Source organism: Streptomyces sp. TSRI0107 (assembly GCF_001905845.1).
In the GTDB taxonomy this organism is placed as follows: domain Bacteria; phylum Actinomycetota; class Actinomycetes; order Streptomycetales; family Streptomycetaceae; genus Streptomyces.
This window is the reverse complement of sequence record NZ_LIVZ01000020.1, coordinates 51,198-72,707: the sequence shown is the minus strand read 5'-3', so window position 1 is coordinate 72,707 and position 21,510 is coordinate 51,198. Positions and strand designations below refer to the sequence as shown.

Sequence of the window (21,510 nt, the reverse complement as noted above, 5' to 3'; positions counted from 1 at the left end):
TTTCCGGGACTTACGCGGAGGCCTCTCCCAGCCGCTTCAGCTCCTCCTCCGTGAGCCGCAGCTCCGCCACGCCCAGCAGGGCCGGGAGCTGCTCCACGGTCCGCGCGGAGGCGATCGGCGCGGCGACCGTCGGCTGGGCGGCGAGCCAGGCGAGGGCGACCGTGGCGACCGGCGCCTCGTGGGCGGCGGCGATGTCGTCGAGCGCGGTGAGGACCCGGCGTCCGCGCTCGCTGTCGAGGTGCTTGGCGGCGCCGGACGCCCGCGCACTGTCGACGGTGGTGCCGGGCCGGTACTTGCCGGTGAGGAAGCCGGAGGCCAGCGCGTAGTAGGGGACGGCGGCGAGGCCGGCCCGCGCGGCGACGTCCTGGAGCTCGCCCTCGTAGGTCTCCCGGGACACCAGGTTGTAGTGCGGCTGGAGCGCGACGTACCGGGCCAGGCCCTCCCGGTCGGAGAACTCCAGGGACTCCCGCAGCCGCTCCGCCGAGATGTTGGACGCGGCGATGTGCCGGACCTTGCCCGCCTTCACCAGTTCGTCGAGCGCGCCGATGATCTCCTCGACCGGCACCTCGGGCCGGTCGAAGTGGGTGTAGTAGAGGTCGATGTGGTCGGTGCCGAGGCGATGCAGGGACGCGTCGGCGGCGGCCTTGATGTTCGCGGCGGACAGACCCTGGTACTCGGGGTGCTGGCTGACCTTGGTCGCGACGACCACGTCGGCGCGGTTGCCGCGGGCCCTCAGCCACTCGCCGATGATCGTCTCGGACTCGCCACCGGAGTTGCCCTCGATCCAGGCCGAGTAGACGTCGGCGGTGTCGACGAAGTTGCCGCCCGCGGCCGCGTAGGCGTCGAGGACGGCGAAGGACTGGTCCCGGTCGGCGGTCCAGCCGAAGACGTTGCCGCCGAGGGAGAGCGGGAAGACCTCGAGGTCGGAGGAGCCGAGCTTGCGCAGAGAAGTCATGCTCGAAGTCAACGACCCCGGGGGAACCGGCTATTCCGTGAACCGGCAGCCCTGACGTCGGGGGGTTGCCGTCAGGACCGCCGGGGCTCGAAGCCGGCCGGGGTCAGGGGGTGAGGCCCTTGCCGCGCAGCCAGGCCAGCGGGTCGAGGGCGCCGCCGTCGGAGGTGTGCACCTCCATGTGCAGGTGCGGCCCGGTCACGTTGCCGGTCGCGCCGACGCGTCCGATGACGTCCCCGGTGCTGACCTTCTGCCCGACGCTCACGCTGATCGACGACTGGTGGGCGTAGAGGATCTCGGTGCCGTCCTCCAGGGTGAGGACGGTCTTGTAGCCGTAGGAGCCGTCCCAGCCGGCCTGGGTGATCGTGCCGGTGTGCACGGCCTTGAGGAGGGTACCCGTGGGCGCGGCGAAGTCGAGGCCGGTGTGGTAGCCGGAGGACCACATGGCGCCGGCCTGACCGTAGGTGGAGGTGAGCGTGTACGAGGAGGTCGGCAGCGTGAACTGCTTGGCCAGCTCGGCCAGGCGCTCGGCCTCGGCCTTCTTGCGGGCCTCCTCCTCCGCCTTCTTCTTCGCGGCGGCGGCCTCGGCCTCGGCTTCCTTCTCCGCCTTGGCGGCGGCCTCCGCGGCCTTCTTCTCGGCGGCTTCGAGCGCCTCGGCGGCGGCCTTGGACTCGACCTGGTCCTGCTGCTGCTCGGCCTGCGCCATGATGCGGGCGCGCAGCGCCTCACCGGCGTCGGTGGTGCCCTGCGCGGTGTCGACGGCGGTGACGCCGACGCTGCTGAGCGGGGTGGCGGTGGTCTCGGCCTCGGGCTCGGCGTCGTCGGAGATGAGCGAGCCGACGTTCGGCAGGTCGGGCATCGAGATGGACACCGGCGGCTTGCCGGTCTGGGCGGTGGCCATGCCGCCCGCGCCGACGGCGGCTATGACACCGACGCCCAGGACGGTGGAGCTGCGGGCGAGTCCGCCGCCGCGCTGCTTGGAGACGCGGTGCCGGCCGCGTACGGGGCGAATGGACTCCGCGGTGGGATTCCACTCCTCGAACGGTCCCTCTTCGGTGCGCTGACCGCCGTAGACGAAGGTGTCGGCGGGATCGCCGGTGCGCTGGCCGGGCACGAAGGGGGCCCCGGGGGCAGGCCGGTTGGACGCCACGTGGGCGTACTCCTTTCCTTCCTTCTCGCCTACCGGGTTAGCTGACGGGTTCGGAGCAGGAAGGTCTCCTACGCGCGTAAATCAGCCGTGTGGACACGACCGCTTACGCCCGATTCACCCCAAGGTGGTGGTTCCCCGGTTCCCTTACGGGATTCGGCGCGTGCGCACGGAGCCGCCTCTTGTGACGGCTGGGACGACCGCGCTGCGTTATCGGACGTTAATAGAACCGAGGGGTGATTTCCAAGCTGTTCCACTTGATCATTAAGGACGACCGCCGGGACGTACGCCCCACTGTCGGCGAAAACCGGGCGAGTTGACCTGCCTTCGCGACAACTTCAGCAGCATTCCCGTTTTTGATGGTGTCTCAGATGTTATGCGGAGGGGGTTCGACCGCTCACTCCCGGTGACGGCTCAGGCGCCCGTCGGCCCGGCGGGTGAAGAAACGCGAAAACACTCAGGGCCGGAACCCATTTCCATGGATTCCGGCCCTGAGCCTTCAGTAGCGGGGACAGGATTTGAACCTGCGACCTCTGGGTTATGAGCCCAGCGAGCTACCGAGCTGCTCCACCCCGCGTCGTTGAAACCAGTGTACGCCATGCGGGGGGCCGTCCGTGCCAGGGTTTTCCCGCGCCCTCCCGCACCGCCGGCGCACCGCCTCTGACCTGCGGTGATCAGCCCACGTTCAGCCCGGTCAAGTCGGCCAGCGGCAGGGTGTGCCGGGTCTGGAGGACCTTGGCGCGCAGGTAGTGGACGTTGTGGGCGGTGGTGAAGACGCCGGTCGGGACGCGGTCGCGCACGTCGACGCCGAGGGCGCGCAGCTGCTCCGCCTTGTCCGGGTTGTTGGAGAGCAGGTCCAGCTCGGTGATGCCGAGGGCGGCGAGCATCTGGGCGGCGGCCGTGTAGTCGCGGGCGTCCTCGGGCAGGCCGAGGGCCAGGTTGGCCTCGTAGGTGTCGAGGCCCTGGTCCTGGAGGGCGTAGGCGTCGAGCTTGTTGTAGAGGCCGATGCCGCGGCCCTCCTGGCGGAGGTAGAGCAGGACACCGCCGCGCTCGGCGATGCGCTCGACCGCCTCGCGCAGCTGCGGGCCGCAGTCGCAGCGGGCGGAGCCGAAGACGTCGCCGGTCAGGCACTCGGAGTGGAGCCGGACCAGCGGGGTGCTGCCAGGGGCGGGGTCGCCGAGGACGGCGGCGAGGTGTTCCCGGCCGTCGGCCAGGCCGTGGAAGGTGACGAGTTCGGCGTCGACGCGGTAGCCGTCGTGGAAGTGCAGGGGCACCCGGACGCGGGCGCGCTGGGTGGCGGCGGGGGTGTCGGACATGCGGTTCTCCGGGTCGGCGGCTGGGAACTCCTCTTGCTTCAGTTTTGAAGCAGCCTATCGATCAGGACCCTACCCATGCTTGAAACTTAAAGCAACAGCCGGTGGGACAGCTCACGAGCAGGACGGCGGCGCCGACCGCCGCAGCCAGGGGACCTCTCCGCCGTCCCGGCCGTCCTGGAGAACCCCGGCGACCCTGGTGAAGATCTCCTCGACCTGCCCCACCTGCTCGGGCGTGAGGTGGTCGAAGAGCGCGGCCCGCACCGTCGCGACGTGTCCCGGAGCCGCCCGTTCGACGGCCGCCGTCCCCTCGTCCGTCAGGACGGCGATGCTGCCCCGCCGGTCACTGGCGCAGCCCTCCCGTCGCACCAGCCCGTCCTTCTCCAGCCGCCCCACGGCGTACGTCAGCCGGCTGCGGGTGATCTTCAGTTGCCCGGCGAGGTCGGTCATGCGCAGCCGGCGCTCGGGCGACTCGGACAGGACGGCCAGGACGGAGTAGTAAAGGTGTGGCATGCCGGCCTCCCGCTGGAGCTGCCGGTCGAGCGCGTCCTCCAGGAGATGGGCGGCGTCGATGTACGCGCGCCAGGCGCGCTGCTCCTCGGGCGTGAGCCAGCGGGTCGTCATGCCGCCCAGTGTAGGTTTGCTTAAAACTTGAACCAAGATCCGCCGTCTCCCAGATGGGTGCGCCGATGCCTTACCCGTACGTCCTGCTCTCCGCCGCCGTCTCCCTCGACGGCTACCTGGACGACACCGGTCCCGAACGCCTCCTGCTGTCCGGGCCCGCCGACTTCGACCGGGTCGACGACGTACGGGCATCCGTCGACGCGATCCTCGTCGGCGCCGGCACCATCCGCGCCGACAACCCCCGCCTCCTCGTCAACTCCCCCGAGCGCCGGGCGGCCCGGACGGCGGCCGGACGGCCGGAGTACCCCCTGAAGGTGACGGTCAGCGCCACCGGCGACCTGGACCCCGGCGCGCAGTTCTGGCACACGGGCGGACAGAAGGTCGTCTACACGACGCCGGAGGGCGCGGACCGGCTGCGGGCGGCGGGCATCGCGGCGGACGCGGACGTGGTGGCGCTGGGCGCCTCTCTCGACTGGCGGGCCGTCCTGGAGGACCTGCACGACGTACGCGGCGTACGGCGGCTGATGGTGGAGGGCGGCGGCACCGTCCACACCCAGCTCCTCCAGCAGGGCCTGGCCGACGAGGTCCAGCTGGCCCTGGCCCCGTTGTTCGTCGGCGACCCGGACGCCCCCCGCCTGTTCGGCCCCGGCGCCTACCAGTCGGGCCGTCTGCGCCTGGTGGAGACCCGCCCGGTCGGTGACGTCGTCCTGATGCGCTACGAGCCGACCGCCCCCGGCACCGGCGCCGTCGCGTCGGCCGCGGACCGGCACTGGCTCTCGCTGGCCTGCGACCTGGCACGGCAGTGCCCCCCGTCGTCGTCCGCCTTCAGCGTCGGCGCGGTGGTGGTCGCCGCCGACGGCGCCGAGCTGGCCCGCGGCCACTCCCGGGAGGGCGACGACCCGGTCGTCCACGCGGAGGAGGCGGCGCTGGCGAAGATCGACCCGGCGGACCCCAGGCTGCCCGGCGCGACCGTCTACAGCAGCCTGGAACCCTGCACCCACCGCGCCTCCCGGCCCCGCCCGTGCGCCGGGCTGATCCTGGACGCGGGCGTGCGCAGGGTGGTCACGGCGTGGCGGGAGCCGGACACGTTCGTGACGGGTGCGGACGGGGTCGGCGCGCTGTCCGCGAAGGGCGTGGACGTGGTGGTCCTGCCGGAGTACGAGGAGGCGGCGACGGCCCCGAACCGCCACCTGCTGACCTGACCGGGCGGGCCGGGCGGGCCGGGTCCGGGCCGACCGACCGACCGGACGCGGTCGGTCAGCCGTGCGTGGCGAACATCTGGTGCAGCGGCACCACCCGCAGCGCCTCCGGCGGAACCTGCGCGACGAGCCAGGTGTTGCCGCCCGCGTGCCGGCACTCCAGCCCGTCGGGCTCGGGCACGCACAGGAGCACGCTGGGGCCGTGCCGCCGCCCGGCGCTCAGCGCGGTCGCCGGGTCGGTCGTCAGGTGCACCCACTGCCGGGTCATGGGCCGCAGCCCCTCACCCCGCTCGAAGATGCTGCCCAGCGCGGCGGTCGGCGTGCAGTGGTAGAGCGGGCCGTCCGGCTTGCGGACCTCGTACTCGACGGCCGCCGGACGCGAGTGCCCGTAGCGGGCCCGGATGAGGCCGTCGCGCACCTGGAAGCGCGTCTCGGTCACCGCGCGCGCCACACTGATCAGTTCGTCGGCGGAGACCTTGAGCCTCGGTCCGAGCGCCGCGACCAGCGTGTCGACCGGCACCCACCCCTGACCGTCCCGGTTGATCCCGTGGTCGTGGCGCAGGTGATAGGCGAGGGTGCGGCTGATCCGGCGCCTGCGGCCCTCGCTGAGTTCGCGCAGCGGGGCGTCACCGGGGGTGCCGCGCCGTTCCGCCCAGGCGTCCCGCAGCCTGATCGCCAGGTCGTGCAGGGAAGCCCGGCCGGGGCCGTGCGGGCCGCCGTCGGCCGGGGCGTCCAGGCACAGCTCGTCCAGCATCGCCTCGCCGTGCTCGCGGACGCCCGGTCCACCCGTGCGGTCGGTCAGGCCGCGCACCGAGCGGACCAGCAGGGAGGCCCGGTAGGCGGCCCACAGCTTCTCCATGTCGACGGCCGGGGCGTCCGTGCAGCGCGCCAGCGCGTCCACGTAGGCCGTGACCACCTCGCGGCGCAGGTCCCAGCGGTCCACCGGGAGCGCCGGCACGTCGTCCGTGAGCTGGGCGAGCTCGTACCCCATGGGACGCCAGTGCGACGCCTCCAGGTCGACCGCGATGATCCGGTCGGTGTCCGTCACCAGCCAGTTGAAGGCGTGGGCGTCGCGGCGCGGCTGCGGCGGCAGGTCGCTCTCGCCGAGCAGTGCCCACCACTCCTCGAACAGCGCGCTGTCCTCGCCGGGCGGCTCCTCGGGCAGGATCGCCCGCAGCCACATCTTCACCTCCTTGCGCACCTCCTTGCGCACGCCGGGGACCCGGGCCGGGGGCGGCTCGCCGGACCCGTGCACGTACGCGAGGAACCTGGCCGCGCGCTTGAGCAGTTCGCAGGACGAGTCCGGCGCGGCGGGCGACAGCCGTTCGGCGAGCACGGTGCCGTGCTCGAACCGGCGCACCGAGATGATCTCGGTGCCGAGCGCGAACTGCGCGTCGCCGTGCGGCAGGTCGGTGACCGGGATGGTGGTGATCAGGTCGATGATGCCGAACTCGCCCTCGGCACCCATCCGGTTCAGCGTCCCCTGCACCGCGGCGGACTTCTCGGTGTCACGCTGGAAGCAGAGCCGCGTGGTCGGCTTGAACACCAGGGTGGAGTTGGTGAAGCCGAGGTAGTCGTCGACGGTCACCACGTTGCTGCGGCCGCCGAGGTTGCGGCGCACCAGGTCGGGGCTGCTGATGGCCCGGTCGGCGGCGTGCTCGTAGAAGAATCCCGGGTCGCCGTCCGCGACCGCCTGGATCCACCGGTCGGCCTGCGAGAGGCCGCTCAGCCGGGCCCGCATGAGCCCGCGTTCGGCCTGGTTGACGGTCACGCCGCCGCGTTCCAGCTCGCGGCCGAGCCGGACGAGCGGCACGCAGGAGGTGGTGTTCGTCTCCGTCTCCCGGATCAGCCGGGTGACGCCCTCGATCCAGAACGACCGGTTGTCGCGCAGCGCGGCCACGGCCAGCATGTCGTCGGCGTAGCGGATGCGGCTCAGCTCGTCGGTCAGCGGCCCGGTCTTGACGAGCGACCCGTCCTGCAGCCCGAGCGCGTTGTGCAGCAGCAGGTAGCGGTCCATCTCGCCGACGTCCTCCAGCTGGACGTACGCCCGGAGGCAGTCCGACAGCAGGCGGCGGTGCAGCGGTTCGGTGGAGCTCATGAAGCGGGTCTGCAGGGCGTGCACGAGAGCGGCCGGCAGCTCCACCGCCGGGTGGCCGGCCTCCGCGAACCGGCGCAGCTGTTCGCCGAGTCCGAAGGGGTTGTTGAGCCGCCGCAGACCGAGCCGTATCTGCGGGAGCAGCGCCGGGGCCCGGCGGGCGGCGGCGGTCACGCACGACAGCAGCACCTGCTGCACGGCCTCGCCGCCGCTCGGCTCCCCCGCGAGCCTGAGCGCCTCCTCGGCCCGGCGCAGGTAGAGGGCGAAGTTGTCGTCCTTGGGCATGCCGTCGGCCAGCCGGAGCCAGATCTCGGCCATGAGCAGGTGCCAGGTGGTGCCGCGGGCCACGGTGGGGTGGGCCCGGTCCGTGCGGACCGCCCGTCCCAGGTATTCGCGGTTGCCCGTGTGGTCGTGCAGCCGCAGGTAGCACTCCAGGAGGTAGGGCACCGCGTCCTGGGCGGGGTTCCCCTCGACGATCGAGACCTGGAACTGCTCCGCCGACGCCTCCAGGTCCGCGACACCGACCTGCTCGAACCGCGCCAGCAGCACCGCCGCCTGCCCCAGCCGCCCGGAGAACTGGAGTTTGCTCCCGGCGTCGGTCAGTTCGCTGTCCCCCACCACGTGGACCAGGTAGGTCCGTGCCAGCCGCAGGGCCCGGCAGAACACCACGGGCCGGCGCCAGTTGATGGACAGCGCGTGGTCCCACAGGGAGAGCGCGGTGCGCGGCCGGACCACGTGGAGCGTCTTGTCGTAGTGCATCCGGCCCGGCATGCTCGTCGCCGCGCGGGCCGCGTACCGGCACAGGTTGCTCTCGAAGACGAACGACTCGAGGACCAGGATGGACCTGGAGCGCGCGTCGAGGACGTCCTTCCACGCGGTGGCGATCCGCCCCGGGTCGCCGCCCGCGTCGAGCACCCCGCCGACCCAGGCCGCGCCGCGGTGCTGGACCCACTCGCCCATCAGGTCGTCGAAGGACTCGCAGCCGATCCAGCGCAGTAAGTGGACGACTTCCGGGTAGCGCTGCTCCAGCAGCGCGGTGAGCTCCGGCACGGACGGCCCCGGCTCGGGAGCCGGCGCGGCGCTCGCGACGGTCCTCTGCCGCGGCCACGCCGCCCGCCGGGCCAGATCCAGTGGGGTGACTCTGTCGCTCACGAACGCCCCCGTCGTCCGAGTACCGGGACGGGCGAGTCTAGCGTTCAGCCCTCGCGTACGACCCGGAAACAGCGGCTTCAGCAGGCATTGTGACGCTTGGTCATGCCCGGCGCGGGGCGCCCGCCCCGACACGCCGGGAGAGGACCACGGTCATGGCCGCGCAGACCGACGCGAACACGAGGACCCCGGCCGGGTTCTCGTCGTGGACGACATGGGCCGACGCGGCCACGGTGAACACGCCGGACGCCAGTCCGAACGCCGACGCGAGCAGGGGCGCCGCGCGTTCCTTCGGCAGTCCCGCCGCCACGGCCAGTACGACGCCCACCAGCACGTCGGGCACGACGAACATGTCCTCCACGCCGCGCACGAGCAGGTTGGCGAATGTTCCCAGGCTGACGAAGGCAGCCACCCAGCGGCCGATCACAGGAGCAGTGGGCACGTTCCACCCCTCTCGGGCCCTTCGGGTCTTTTGCACCCTTGGTCCTCGGCTGGTCCTCGGCGTCCGGCGTGACTCGCCCGCCGCCGACAGATGTCTACAGCGTAGACATGCGTCGAGCGGCACGTCTACGGCGTAGACAAAGTGGAAGGATGGGCGCATGGCCCGGACCCGCTTCCTCACCCCCGAACTGATCACCCGCAAGGCTCTGGAGGTCGGCGACCGGGGCGGTGCGGAGAGCATGACGATGCGCCGGATCGCGGCGGAACTGGGGTGCGACCCCATGGCGCTCTACCGGCACTTCGCCAATCGGGACGCCCTGCTCGACGCCGTCGCCGACCTCGCCGTCGCCGAGGTGCGGGACCCGGGCCCCGGCCTGCCGTGGGACGAGCGCGTCACGGCCACCGCCGACGCCCTCCGCGAGGCGGCGCTGAGCCATCCGGGGGCCACGGCGCACCTGGCCGCGCGCCCGCCCATGGGAGAGCACGGCCGGCGGATCGCCGGGAGCGTGCTGGCGGCGCTCCAGGAAGGCGGGCTGCCGCCGGCCACGGCGGTGCGGTGCTTCCAGACGCTCGTCGCCTACCTGGCGTCGTCGCTGGCCATGGCGGTCCGGGCGGGAGAGCGGGACCGGCGCTGGGAGCAGGTGCGGGACATGGTGAACGAGCTGCCCGCGGCCGCCGCCGTCGGCGAGGAACTGTTCACCGTCGGGTCGGCCGAGCAATTCCGTTTCGGGCTGAGGCTGTTGATGGCCGGCATCCGGGAAGAGGCCGCAGCTCACCCGCCCGGCCGCCCGAGCGGAACGACCGGGACGTGAGGACCGCGTCACTCGCGCGGCTCGGGTTCGCCCGAATCTTCCTCCTCCTCCATGAGCCGGATGCCCTCGTGGGTCAGTGCGGCGGTGGCGGGAGTGTTGTGCGACGTCCAGTCGACGGCTATCAGGCCCTCGTCGGCCAGATAGACGCAGGCGGCGGACAGGTCGTCGTCGGGCATCCCGAGCTGCTCGCGCAGCGCCGCCCCGCTGATCTCGGGACGGTTGCGTTCCACGGCCCCGTACAGACACCGGAGAATGGCCTTGCGGTAGATCCTTCGTTCGCGGAGTGTCGTCATGGCTGGCGCCCTCGGACTCGCGGCCGACCCAGCGGCCTCGCTCATCTGGTCCGGGTGCCCCGCTGCGCGGCCCCCATGCGGCCATTCACCGCCGTAAACGGGCGCCACCGCGATGTCCCCGCCGCCGGCCCCCGGCCGCAGACGTGATCAGCGCACAGCCGACGGAGGCCCGCGGACGGGAACGCCCCCGGCTCGAACTGCTCGGGAGCCGGGGGCGTTTCGGTAGGCCCTGTGGGACTCGAACCCACAACCAATGGATTAAAAGTCCACTGCTCTGCCAATTGAGCTAAGGGCCCAGGCGATGTTCGCCACCCCGAGCATAGCCGGATCGGGCCGTGTCTCCGATCGGGTATCGGGGACACGGCGTGGACGGACCGCCGGGGGCGGTGAACGAATCGCCTCGCAGGCTACGAATCGGCGGTTTCCGGTACGGCCGCCCGCTCCCCCGCGGGCTTCAGGAACCAGTGACGCGCCGACGCCAGCCACCAGGCCGCGGCGAACCCCAGCACCACCAGGACGGCCACCGGCGCGTAGTTGAACGTCTCGCCGGTGACCGGGTACACCTGGGGCAGCATGAACAGGACGGTGATCACACCGACCCAGCCGACCGCCACCACGCCGACGGCCCGCGACCAGCGCCCCAGGTGCCAGGGCCCGCGCTCGAACGCGTCGCCCTTGCGCAGCCGCAGCAGGGTCGGGATGACGTAGGCGATGTAGAGCCCGATCACGGCGATCGAGGTGACCGCCGCGTACGCGGTCACGTTGATCAGGTACGGCAGCCCGAGCGCCAGCGCCCCGCCCGCCGCCAGCCACACCGCCGCCACCGGCGTCCGGGTGCGCGGGCTCACCGTGTGCCACACGCGGGAGAACGGCAGCGCGCCGTCGCGGGAGAAGGCGTAGATCATGCGGCTGTTGGCGGTCACGGAGGCCATCCCGCAGAACAGCTGGGCCCCGATCACGACGAGGAGCAGCAGCTTCCCGGCCGTGACGCCCAGCGCGTCGAGCAGGATCTGCGCGGGCGGTACGCCGGTCGGGGAGCCGAGTGCCCCCTCGTACGACTGGATGGCGAAGGTGAACCCGAGCAGCAGTACGAATCCGGCGATCCACGACGTCCAGATGGACCGCACGATGCCCTTCGGCCCGGCGGTCGACGCGTCGTGGGTCTCCTCGGTCATATGGGCGGAGGCGTCGTAGCCGGTGAAGGTGTACTGGGCCATCAGCAGCCCCAGCAGCACCACGTACGGCCCGCTCCCCCACCCGGTGTTGTTCACGAACTCCCCGAACACGAACGACGCGGACTGATGGCGGTCCGGTACGAGGGCCAGCGCGCCGACGATCACCGCCACGCCCAGCACGTGCCACCACACGCTGACGCTGTTCAGCACGGCGACGATCCGCACGCCGAAGGTGTTCAGCAGACCGTGCAGCAGCAGGATCGCCGCGAACAGCAGGATCGTGCGGCCCGGGGTGACCTCCCAGCCGAACTCCAGGTTCAGATACGCGCCGAGGAACGACGCCGCCCCGAAGTCGATACCGGCGGTCACCGCGACCTGCCCGAGCACGTTGAACCAGCCCGTGAACCACGCCCAGGCCGCCGCGCTCCGCGGCGGTGCCAGCCGGTGCGCCCAGAAGTACAGGCCCGCCGAGGTCGGATAGGCGGAGCAGATCTCCGCCATGGCCAGCCCGACGAACAGCGTCATCAGCCCCACGGCCACCCAGCCCCAGGTCATCACCGCGGGCCCGCCGGTGTTCATGCCGAACAGGTACAGCGTCAGGCAGCCCGACAGCACCGAGATGATCGTGAAGGAGACCGCGTAGTTGGAGAACGCCGACATGCGGCGGGCGAGAACCTGCGTGTAGCCGAGCTGGGCCAGCCGCTCTTCGTCCGACAGCCCACTCGCCTTGGCGTCATCTGTCATGCACCCAGCAATGCCCAGAGCGGTGGCGTGACATGCGTCACAGGGCAAAGCGGAGGGCCCGCACGACCGGAGTCGTACGGGCCCTCTTACTTCAGCTGTCAGCCGTTGCGCTTCCAGCGCGGCTTGTCCTCGCGGCGGCCGAAGGAGCCGCCGGCGCGGTGGTCGTCACGGCGGCCGTAGGGACGCTCGTGGCCGCCGGTGCGGAAGCCCGGACGGTCGCCCTGGCGGTCGCGGTTGAACGGACGGTCGCTGCCACGGTGGCCGGTGCGGTCGTCGCGGCGGAAGCCGCCACGGTCCTCACGGCGGTCGTCGCGGCGGAAGCCACCGCGGTCACCGTCACGGCGGTCGAACGAACGGCCACCACGGTCGCGGTCACGGTCGCGGTCGAACGGGCGACGGTCGTCACGGCGCTCGTCACGACGGTCGTCCCGGCGGAAGCCACCCCGGTCGTCACGGCGCTCGAAGGAACGGCCGCCACGGTCACGGTCCCGGTCCCGGTCCCGGTCGAACGGGCGACGCTCGTCACGGCGGTCGTCCCGGCGGAAACCGCCCCGGTCCTCACGACGCTCGAACGAACGGCCACCACGGTCGTCACGGCGCTCGAAGGAGCGACCGCCACGGTCACGGTCCCGGTCCCGGTCGAACGGGCGACGCTCGTCACGGCGCTCGTCCCGGCGGAAACCGCCCCGGTCCTCACGGCGCTCGGCGCGCTCCGCGCGGTCCACGTCCTGCGCGGCCGGCTGCTCCGGCACCGCGACGGCGTCGCCCTGGGGCTCGGCGGTCTCGGCGGCCGGGGTCCCGGCGACGACGGCGGCCTCGGCCACGGCCGTCTCCGGGTCCTCGCCCCGCTCCCGGGCGAGCCGGGCGACCAGGCGGTCGGCCTCGTCACGCAGCTCGGCGGCCCGGCGCTGGGCTCGCTCCAGCTGCTTGGTGAGCTGGGCGACCTCGCGCTCGGCCTGCTGCGCGGCGTGGCCCGCGGACTCGGCCTGCACCTCGGTCATGGACCGGGCGCCGGTGATCTCGGCGACCTCCGGGTCGAAGGCGCCGCCGCCCTGGATGATGTGGCGCGAGGCGTCGACGCCCGCGTCCTCCATCAGGCGGAAGATCTGGCGCCGCTGGTGCGGCAGGGCCAGGGAGACGACCGTGCCGGTGCGGCCGGCGCGGGCGGTGCGGCCGGCCCGGTGCAGGTAGTCCTTGTGGTCACCGGCGGGGTCGACGTTCAGCACCAGGTCGATGCCGTCCACGTGGATGCCGCGCGCGGCGACGTCCGTCGCGACCAGCACGTTGACGTAGCCGTCCTTGAAGTCCGCCAGCGTCCGGGTGCGCGCGCCCTGGGTCATGCCGCCGTGCAGCGCCTCGGCCTTGGCCCCGGCGTCGCGCAGCTGCTCGGCGACGCGGTCGGCGCCCAGCTGGGTGCGGACGAAGATGATGGTGCGGCCCTTGCGGGAGGCGATCGCGGCGGTGACCGGCGCCTTGTCCTTGGGCTTCACGATCAGGATGTGGTGCGACATGGTCGTCACCGCGCCCTGCGCCGCGTCGACCTCGTGGGAGACCGGGTCGTTCAGGTACCGGTCGACGAGGGTCTGGATCTCGTTCTCCATCGTCGCGGAGAACAGCATCCGCTGGCCGCCCGCCGGGACCTGGTCGAGCAGCTCGGTGACCTCGGGCAGGAAGCCCAGGTCGGACATCTGGTCGGCCTCGTCGAGAACGGCGATCTGGACGTCCTCGAGCGAGCAGGCGCCGCGGTTGATGATGTCGCGGAGCCGGCCCGGGGTGGCGACCAGGATGTCGACGCCCTTCTCCAGGGCGTAGATCTGGTTGCCCATGGAGGTGCCGCCGCAGACGACCTTCATGCGCAGGCCCACGACGTCGCCGTAGGGCTGGAGCGCGTCGGCGACCTGCATGGCCAGCTCGCGCGTCGGGGTGAGGATGACGGCCCGCGGCCGCTTCTTCTCGGTGCGGCCGCCGGCCAGCTGGGCCAGCGTCGGCAGACCGAAGGAGAGGGTCTTGCCGGAGCCGGTGCGGCCCCGGCCGAGAATGTCCTTGCCGGCCAGGGCGTCCGGGATGGTCGCGGCCTGGATCGGGAAGGGGGTGGTCACGCCGTTCTGCGCGAGCTTGCGCACGACGCCCTCGGGGAGGCCGAGGTCCGCGAAGGTGAGCTCGGGGGCGGCTTCCGCCGCGGCCTCGGTCACGACCTCGATGTCTGCCTCGTTCTCGGGCATGACGGAATGATCAGTACTGGCGATGGACATACGTCTGCGAAACCTTCCGGAGTCTCAGTCGGCACGCGCCCGTCAACTCCGTGATTCGCAATACGACCGCCTCGATGCGGTCAGCCACGGCAAAGGAGAGTACGCGCCACACGGCGCGCTTCTGATTGGCGCCGGGCAAATGGGATCAAACGATCTACCACCATACGCACCCACCACCCCTGAAGGCAAACCGCCAGCCCAGCGCCACCACGTGACCCTCATTACGCCGGCGATCCCGCCTCCGGCGCCGGTTCCCGCTCCACCAGCTGCGGTCCCGGCTCCGGATGCGCGGACGACGACGGCTCGGCGACCGTCGGCTCCGGCGAGGCCGTCGGCTCCGGCGACGGCGGCTCGGGCTCCGGCGCGGGCGTGGTGGGCGCGGGCGTCGGCTGCGCGGGCGTGTGGCCGGGACCGCCGGGCCCCTCGGTGCTGCCCGGCCCGGCCGGCTCCGGGGCGGACGCGCCGCCGCCGGGCGCGGCGGAGCCGGACGGCGCCGCCGACTTCCCCGGCTTACCGCCGTCGCCCTTCTTCCCCTTGCCCTTGCCCTTGCCGTCCGCGCGCCCGGCCTCCCCGGCCGCCACGCCCTGGTACCCGGCGCCGCCGCCGGACACCGCCGGACCCCCGTCGGGCGCCGCGCCGCCCTCGCGTCCCGCCGAGTGGGACGGCTTGGCCCGGCCGGCGTCGTCGTCGCCCACGCTCACACAGCCGGTGGCTGCGGCGACGGCCACGACGGCGGCGGCCAGGCGGACGGGTACGTACAAGGGGCGCACGAGCAGCCACCTCCGTGGGCCGGTGAAGAGTCAACGTGCCCAACTCCCGCCGCCCGCAAGAGGACACGCGCCAGGCTCATCCGTAACCGAGCGCGTGCAGCCGGGCGTCGTCGATCCCGAAGTGGTGGGCGATCTCGTGGACCACGGTGATCTCGGTCTCCGCGACGACGTCCTCCCGGTTCTCGCAGATCCGCAGCGTCGGCCCCCGGTAGATGGTGATCCGGTCCGGCAGCACCCCCGCGTACCACTCGCCCCGCTCGGTCAGCGGGGTCCCCTCGTAGAGCCCGAGCAGCTCCGGGTCGTCGGTCGGCGGTTCGTCCTCGACGAACACCGCGACGTTGTCCATCAGCCGCGTCAGCTCCGGCGGGATCCGGTCCAGCGCCTCGGCGACCAGTTCCTCGAACTCCTCGCGCGTCATCTCCAGCACAGGCCCATTGTCGGGTACGACACGGCCGTACGAGAGCCCGCCGACCGCCTGTACGACGACCCGGACGTCCCCGCATAGCCACCCCCGCTCCCGGGCATACGGCCCCAATGGCCCGCGTCCCCGCCGCAGTCCTGAACGTCCTGACCCGCAACCGCAAGCCGTCCCGTCCCCGCCCACCCGTGCTCGAACTGGCCGCCGGGCCCGGCCCGTGGGCCCGCGCCCTCGGCGTGGTCGCGGTCGTGCTGCTCGGCGGCTGGCTGGGCCTGCTGGTCGTCGGCCAGGTGAGGGTCCCGGTCGGGCCGATGGACACGACGATGACCCTGCGCCCGTCCTTCACCGGCGGCACGAAGATCAACGTCTCTCCGCTGGGCGCGCTGCACCTGGACAGCCACATCGCCCCGGTCCGCCTGGACGTCAACGTCGACCAGCTCGACCCGGTCCGCTCCCAGGCCCTGGTCGACCACCCCGAACGCCTCTCCGGACTCCAGGACGAGGTCACCCGCGACGTCGGCCACGGCACCCTCGACCTGGCCGTCCGCTCCGGCGTCGCCGTGGTCGCCGGCGCCACCGCCCTCGGCCTCGCCGTCTACCGCCGCCCGCGCCGCGCGCTGGCCGCCGGCGGCCTCGCCCTCGCCCTGCTCGCCGCCTCCGGCGCGACGGCGTACGCGACCTGGAACCCGAAGTCGGTCCTGGAGCCGCGCTTCTCCGGCCTGCTCTCCTCCGCGCCCAGCCTGGTCGGCGACGCGCGCAGCATCGTCACCGAATTCGACGTCTACCAGAAGGAGTTGGCGCGCCTGGTGACGAACGTGACGAAGCTCTACGACGCCACCTCCACGCTCCCCGCGTACGCCCCCGACCCGACCACCATCCGCGTCCTGCACGTCTCCGACATCCACCTCAACCCGGCGAGCTGGACGATCATCGCCTCGCTGGTGGAGCAGTACGAGGTGAACGTGATCGTCGACTCCGGCGACACCATGGACCACGGCACGGCGGCGGAGAACGGCTTCCTGGACCCGGTCGAGGACCTCGGCGCCCCGTACGTCTGGGTCCGGGGCAACCACGACTCCCGGGTCACCCAGCGCTATCTGGAGCGTCTGAAGAACGTGCACGTCCTGGACGACGGCCGTGCCGAGACCGTCGCGGGCCTGCGCTTCGCGGGCATCGGCGATCCCCAGTTCACCCCCGACCGCACGGCCGCCCGGACCGGCGCCGAGCGGTCCCAGGAGCTGGCGGGCGCCCGGCTGGCCTCCGCCCTGCGCGACGAACGGGCCGCCGGTACGCCGGTGGACGTCGCCGTGGCCCATGAACCGGCGGCCGCCCGGAGGACCGACGGCGAGGTGCCGCTGGTCCTGGCGGGGCATGTCCACCACCAGGAGACGGAGGTCATGAAGTACGGCACCCGGCTGCGCATCGAGGGCTCCACGGGCGGCAGCGGACTGCGCGCGGTCGAGGACGAGGACCCCGATCCGATCGAGGCGTCGATCCTCTACTTCGACCGCGACTCCCGCCGTCTGCAGGCCTGGGACGCGATCAGGCTGGGCGGCCTCGGCCTGACGACGGCGGAGGTCAGCCGCCATCTGGTGGAGGAGAACCAACCGGGCGCGTCCCCGTCGCCGGCCGGCTCCGGCAGCCCCTCTCCGTAAACCGTTTTGGCGATCCCTCCCGCCATCCCATATGCTTCTCACGTCCCCGACGCGCTGAGAAGCGCCCAGGCGGGCCGATAGCCCTCATCGTCTAGCGGCCTAGGACGCCGCCCTTTCAAGGCGGTAGCACGGGTTCGAATCCCGTTGGGGGCACGCAGTACCGTGTGCGACACTTGGCTACGCTGGTTCGCACACACGCCACGCTTGGTCCTGTGGAGCAGTTTGGAGTGCTCGCCACCCTGTCAAGGTGGAGGCCGCGGGTTCAAATCCCGTCAGGACCGCTGAGGTTTCACGTGAAACCTCGTGGCTGGGTAGCTCAGTTGGTACGAGCGTCCGCCTGAAAAGCGGAAGGTCGCCGGTTCGACCCCGGCCCCAGCCACAAAGAGAAGGGCCCGATCGTCTGATCGGGCCCTTCTTCCGTTGCCGTCCCGTGTCGGCGGAGCAAAAGCGTTAGCCAGGAATTTCGGGGGGATGCGATCCTGGACTGCGTATGTCTACGCACCCCGCCCCCGCCCTCGGCGCTCTCGCCCCCCGTCTGACCGAGCTCTCGCTGCGCGACGCGCACCGGCTCGGGCGCAGGCTCGAAGGCGCGCGCAAGATCCGCAAGCCGGAGGCCCGGGCCGCCGTTCTCGCCGAGATCGAGGCGGAGGTCGCCAAGGCCGAGGGGCGGATGGCCGAGCGGCGCACCCGTGTGCCCGGGATCAGCTATCCCGAGCAGCTGCCCGTCAGCCAGAAGAAGGACGAGATCGCGGCCGCCATCCGTGATCACCAGGTGGTGATCGTCGCGGGTGAGACCGGCTCCGGCAAGACCACCCAGATCCCGAAGATCTGCCTCGAGCTGGGCCGGGGCGTGCGCGGCATGATCGGGCACACCCAGCCCCGCCGGATCGCCGCCCGCACGGTCGCCGAGCGGGTCGCCGACGAGCTGGACACGCCGCTCGGCGAGGCCGTCGGCTGGAAGGTGCGGTTCACGGACCAGGTGAACCCGGACGCCACGTTCATCAAGCTGATGACGGACGGCATCCTGCTCGCCGAGATCCAGACCGACCGCGAGCTGCGCGCCTACGACACGATCATCATCGACGAGGCACACGAGCGGTCCCTCAACATCGACTTCCTGCTCGGGTATCTGGCCCAGCTGCTGCCGAAGCGGCCCGACCTCAAGGTCGTCATCACCTCGGCGACCATCGACCCCGAGCGGTTCTCCCGGCACTTCGGCGACGCGCCGATCATCGAGGTCAGCGGCCGGACGTACCCGGTGGAGGTGCGCTACCGCCCGCTCCTCGAAGAGGACTCCGAGGACACCGACCGGGACCAGATCACCGCGATCACGGACGCGGTGGAGGAGCTGATGGCCGAGGGGAAGGGCGACATCCTCGTCTTCCTCTCCGGCGAGCGCGAGATCCGGGACACCGCGGACGCGCTGAACAAGAAGCAGTACAGGTTCACCGAGGTGCTGCCCCTGTACGCCCGGCTGACCCACGCCGAGCAGCACCGGGTGTTCCAGCCGCACACCGGGCGCCGGATCGTGCTCGCCACGAACGTGGCCGAGACGTCCCTGACCGTGCCGGGCATCAAGTACGTCATCGACCCCGGCTTCGCCCGGATCTCCCGCTACAGCCACCGCACCAAGGTCCAGCGGCTGCCCATCGAGGCGATCTCGCAGGCCAGCGCCAACCAGCGCAAGGGCCGCTGCGGCCGCACGTCCGACGGCATCTGCATCCGGCTGTACAGCGAGGACGACTTCCTCGCCCGGCCCGAGTTCACGGACGCGGAGATCCTGCGGACCAACCTGGCCTCCGTCATCCTCCAGATGACCGCGGCCGGCCTCGGCGACATCGAGAAGTTCCCCTTCATCGACCCGCCGGACCACCGCAACATCCGCGACGGCGTGCAGCTCCTCCAGGAGCTGGGCGCGCTCGACCCGCAGCAGAAGGACCCCCGCAAGCGGCTCACCGACACCGGCCGCAAGCTGGCCCAGCTGCCGGTCGACCCCCGGCTGGCCCGCATGGTCCTGGAGGCCGACCGCAACGGCTGTGTCCGCGAGGTCATGGTGATAGCCGCCGCGCTCTCCATCCAGGACCCGCGCGAGCGCCCGGCCGACAAGCAGACCCAGGCCGACCAGCAGCACGCCCGCTTCAAGGACGAGACCAGCGACTTCCTCGCCTACCTCAACCTGTGGCGGTACGTCCGCGAGCAGCAGAAGGAGCGCGGCTCGTCGTCCTTCCGCCGGATGTGCAAGCAGGAGTACCTGAACTTCCTGCGCATCCGCGAATGGCAGGACATCTACACCCAGCTGCGCACGGTCGCCAAGCAGATGGGCATCCATCTCAACGAGGACGACGCCCCCGCCGACCGCGTCCACGTCTCCCTCCTCGCCGGCCTCCTGTCGCACATCGGCATGAAGGACGTGAAGGACGGCAACAAGAACGAGTACCTGGGCGCCCGGAACGCCAAGTTCGCCATCTTCCCGGGCTCCGCCCTGTTCAAGAAGCAGCCGCGCTTCGTGATGTCCGCCGAGCTGGTGGAGACCAGCCGCCTGTGGGCCCGCGTCAACGCGAAGATCGAGCCGGAGTGGGTCGAACCCCTCGCCGAGCACCTGATCAAGCGGACGTACAGCGAACCGCACTGGGAGAAGGACCAGGCGGCCGTGATGGCGTACGAGAAGGTCACGCTGTACGGCGTCCCGATCGTCGCCCAGCGCAAGGTGAACTACGGCCGGATCGACCCGGAGGTCAGCCGCGAGCTGTTCATCCGGAACGCGCTGGTCGAGGGCGACTGGCGCACCCACCACAAGTTCTTCGCCGACAACCGCAGACTCCTCAGCGAGGTCGAGGAGCTGGAGCACCGCGCCCGGCGCCGGGACATCGTCGTCGACGACGAGACGCTGTTCGACTTCTACGAACAGCGGGTCCCCGACCACGTCGTCTCCGGTGCCCACTTCGACTCCTGGTGGAAGCGCAAGCGGCACGAGCAGCCGGACTTCCTGGACTTCGAGCGCGAGATGCTGATCCGGGAGTCGGCGGAGGCGGTCACCAAGGCGGACTACCCCGACACCTGGCGGCAGGGCCCGCTGAAGCTCCGCGTGACGTACCAGTTCGAGCCGGGCGCGGACGCCGACGGTGTCACGGTCCACATCCCGCTCCAGGTGCTCAACCAGGTCACCGGCGAGGGCTTCGACTGGCAGATCCCCGGCCTGCGGGAGGAGTTGGTGACCGAGCTGATCCGTTCGCTCCCGAAACCGATCCGCCGCAACTACGTGCCCGCGCCGAACTACGCGAAGGCGTTCCTGGAGAAGGCGGTACCCCTCCAGGAGCCGCTGACCGTCACCATGGCCCGCGAGCTGAAGCGGATGGTCGGCGTTCCGTTCGAGGCGGACGACTTCGACTGGGCGAAGGTGCCGGACCATCTGCGGATCACCTTCCGCATCGTCGACGAGCGGCGCCGCAAGCTGGCCGAGGACAAGGACCTCGAAGCGCTGAAGCTCAAGCTGAAGCCGAAGGCGCGCCAGGCCCTGTCCCAGGCCGCCGCGGCGACCGCCGTGCGCCAGGGCGGGGAGTCCCTGGAACGCAAGGGCCTCACCGACTGGACGATCGGCGCGCTCACCCGCGTGTTCGAGACCCGGCGGGCCGGGCAGCCCGTCAAGGCGTACCCGGCGCTCGTCGACGACGGCGACACGGTCTCCGTACGCCTCTTCGACACCGAGGCCGAACAGGCGGAGGCGATGTGGAAGGGCACGCGCCGGCTGATCCTGCGGAACATCCCGGTCAACCCGGCGAAGTTCGCGTCCGAAAAGCTGACGAACGCCCAGAAGCTCGCCCTGTCGGCGAACCCGCACGGCTCCATCCAGGCGCTGTTCGACGACTGCGCGATGGCGGCGGCGGACAAGCTGATCGCGGACTTCGGGGGTCCCGCGTGGGACGAGGAGTCGTACCGGAAGCTGTACGACAAGGTCCGCGCGGAGATCGTCGACACGACGGTGCGCACGGTCGCCCAGGTGCAGCAGGTGCTGGCCGCCTGGCAGGCCTGTGAGCGTCGTCTGAAGGGCGTACGCAGCCCGGCGCTGCTGCCGAACCTCCAGGACGTACGGAAGCAGCTGGACGCGCTGGTGAAGCCGGGCTTCGTGACGGAGACGGGGCTGCGGCGGCTGCCGGACCTGATGCGCTATCTGGTGGCGGCGGACCGCCGCCTGCAGCAGATGCCGACGAACGTCCAGCGGGACACGACCCGCATGGAGAAGGTCCACGAGATGCAGGACGAGTACGCCTGGCTGCTGGAGCAGATGCCGCAGGGCCGCCCGGTGCCGTCCGCGGTCCTCGACATCCGCTGGATGATCGAGGAGCTGCGGGTCAGCTACTTCGCCCACACGCTGGGCACGGCGTACCCCGTCTCCGACAAGCGGATCGTGAAGGCGATCGACACGTTGGCACCGTGACCGAGCCGACACACAGCGTGAGTTCGACCAGGCGGC

At 71.7% G+C, this 21,510-nt stretch carries 15 protein-coding genes, 5 tRNA genes and 1 riboswitch; of the genes, 7 read left to right on the top strand and 13 right to left on the bottom strand.

Features of this window, described 5'->3' with window-relative positions:
- Window positions 1-10: 10 nt before the first annotated feature.
- The 5 genes from AMK31_RS37220 to AMK31_RS37200 all read right to left on the bottom strand — a co-directional run bounded on the left by AMK31_RS37220 (window position 11) and on the right by AMK31_RS37200 (window position 4,036).
- The gene (locus AMK31_RS37220) at window positions 11-955 is read right to left on the bottom strand and encodes an aldo/keto reductase (protein WP_073945170.1); all 945 of its coding nucleotides are present in this window, start codon (window positions 953-955) and stop codon (window positions 11-13) included.
- A 103-nt stretch (window positions 956-1,058) separates the two neighbouring features.
- Window positions 1,059-2,102, bottom strand: coding sequence for a M23 family metallopeptidase (locus tag AMK31_RS37215; protein WP_073945169.1), 1,044 nt, complete (start codon window positions 2,100-2,102; stop codon window positions 1,059-1,061).
- An 11-nt stretch (window positions 2,103-2,113) separates the two neighbouring features.
- A riboswitch (cyclic di-AMP (ydaO/yuaA leader) is annotated at window positions 2,114-2,271 on the bottom strand.
- Between the two features lie 331 nt (window positions 2,272-2,602).
- Window positions 2,603-2,676 (bottom strand) — tRNA-Met (locus AMK31_RS37210).
- A 97-nt stretch (window positions 2,677-2,773) separates the two neighbouring features.
- Window positions 2,774-3,415 (bottom strand): GTP cyclohydrolase II, encoded by a 642-nt coding sequence (locus AMK31_RS37205; RefSeq protein WP_073945168.1) that lies wholly within the window; start codon window positions 3,413-3,415, stop codon window positions 2,774-2,776.
- Between the two features lie 111 nt (window positions 3,416-3,526).
- On the bottom strand, window positions 3,527-4,036 hold the full coding sequence (locus tag AMK31_RS37200; protein WP_073945167.1) for a MarR family winged helix-turn-helix transcriptional regulator: 510 nt from the start codon (window positions 4,034-4,036) through the stop codon (window positions 3,527-3,529).
- Window positions 4,037-4,101: 65 nt separating this feature from the next.
- On the opposite strand from AMK31_RS37200, the gene AMK31_RS37195 reads away from it, so the two are divergent.
- Window positions 4,102-5,238: a dihydrofolate reductase family protein gene (locus tag AMK31_RS37195; protein ID WP_073945166.1), complete on the top strand. Its 1,137-nt coding sequence runs from the start codon at window positions 4,102-4,104 to the stop codon at window positions 5,236-5,238.
- A gap of 55 nt (window positions 5,239-5,293) precedes the next feature.
- Here the strand turns inward: AMK31_RS37195 and AMK31_RS42235 are convergent, their stop codons facing one another.
- Window positions 5,294-8,482, bottom strand: coding sequence for an RNA 2'-phosphotransferase (locus AMK31_RS42235; protein ID WP_079187097.1), 3,189 nt, complete (start codon window positions 8,480-8,482; stop codon window positions 5,294-5,296).
- 100 nt (window positions 8,483-8,582) lie between these two features.
- Window positions 8,583-8,921 carry a hypothetical protein gene (locus tag AMK31_RS37185; protein WP_143204303.1) on the bottom strand — a complete coding sequence of 113 codons (339 nt, stop codon included), beginning with the start codon at window positions 8,919-8,921 and terminating at the stop codon, window positions 8,583-8,585.
- 157 nt (window positions 8,922-9,078) lie between these two features.
- Between AMK31_RS37185 and AMK31_RS37180 the strand changes: the two genes are divergently transcribed.
- Window positions 9,079-9,732 (top strand): TetR/AcrR family transcriptional regulator C-terminal domain-containing protein, encoded by a 654-nt coding sequence (locus AMK31_RS37180; protein WP_073945164.1) that lies wholly within the window; start codon window positions 9,079-9,081, stop codon window positions 9,730-9,732.
- A gap of 8 nt (window positions 9,733-9,740) precedes the next feature.
- Here AMK31_RS37180 and AMK31_RS37175 read toward each other — a convergent pair whose 3' ends face one another.
- The 6 genes from AMK31_RS37175 to AMK31_RS37150 form a co-directional block, all read right to left on the bottom strand.
- Complete coding sequence (locus AMK31_RS37175) at window positions 9,741-10,025, bottom strand: hypothetical protein (protein ID WP_073945163.1); 285 nt, start codon at window positions 10,023-10,025, stop codon at window positions 9,741-9,743.
- 223 nt (window positions 10,026-10,248) lie between these two features.
- Window positions 10,249-10,321, bottom strand: a tRNA-Lys gene (locus tag AMK31_RS37170).
- A gap of 111 nt (window positions 10,322-10,432) precedes the next feature.
- Window positions 10,433-11,944, bottom strand: coding sequence for an amino acid permease (locus tag AMK31_RS37165; protein WP_073945162.1), 1,512 nt, complete (start codon window positions 11,942-11,944; stop codon window positions 10,433-10,435).
- A 98-nt stretch (window positions 11,945-12,042) separates the two neighbouring features.
- A complete protein-coding gene (locus tag AMK31_RS37160; RefSeq protein WP_073945161.1) occupies window positions 12,043-14,196 on the bottom strand; it encodes a DEAD/DEAH box helicase in 2,154 nt (717 codons plus the stop codon).
- Window positions 14,197-14,417: 221 nt separating this feature from the next.
- Window positions 14,418-14,966: a hypothetical protein gene (locus tag AMK31_RS37155; protein ID WP_073945160.1), complete on the bottom strand. Its 549-nt coding sequence runs from the start codon at window positions 14,964-14,966 to the stop codon at window positions 14,418-14,420.
- A gap of 76 nt (window positions 14,967-15,042) precedes the next feature.
- Window positions 15,043-15,393 (bottom strand): metallopeptidase family protein, encoded by a 351-nt coding sequence (locus AMK31_RS37150; protein ID WP_198948660.1) that lies wholly within the window; start codon window positions 15,391-15,393, stop codon window positions 15,043-15,045.
- 107 nt (window positions 15,394-15,500) lie between these two features.
- On the opposite strand from AMK31_RS37150, the gene AMK31_RS37145 reads away from it, so the two are divergent.
- The 5 genes from AMK31_RS37145 (at window position 15,501) to hrpA (ending at window position 21,474) form a co-directional block, all read left to right on the top strand.
- Window positions 15,501-17,039, top strand: coding sequence for a metallophosphoesterase family protein (locus AMK31_RS37145; protein WP_073945159.1), 1,539 nt, complete (start codon window positions 15,501-15,503; stop codon window positions 17,037-17,039).
- A gap of 80 nt (window positions 17,040-17,119) precedes the next feature.
- A tRNA-Glu gene (locus tag AMK31_RS37140) sits at window positions 17,120-17,192 on the top strand.
- 53 nt (window positions 17,193-17,245) lie between these two features.
- Window positions 17,246-17,320: transfer RNA gene (locus tag AMK31_RS37135), tRNA-Asp, on the top strand.
- A gap of 24 nt (window positions 17,321-17,344) precedes the next feature.
- Window positions 17,345-17,418, top strand: a tRNA-Phe gene (locus tag AMK31_RS37130).
- Between the two features lie 111 nt (window positions 17,419-17,529).
- A complete protein-coding gene (gene hrpA / locus AMK31_RS37125) occupies window positions 17,530-21,474 on the top strand; it encodes an ATP-dependent RNA helicase HrpA (protein ID WP_073945158.1) in 3,945 nt (1,314 codons plus the stop codon).
- Window positions 21,475-21,510 lie beyond the last annotated feature (36 nt).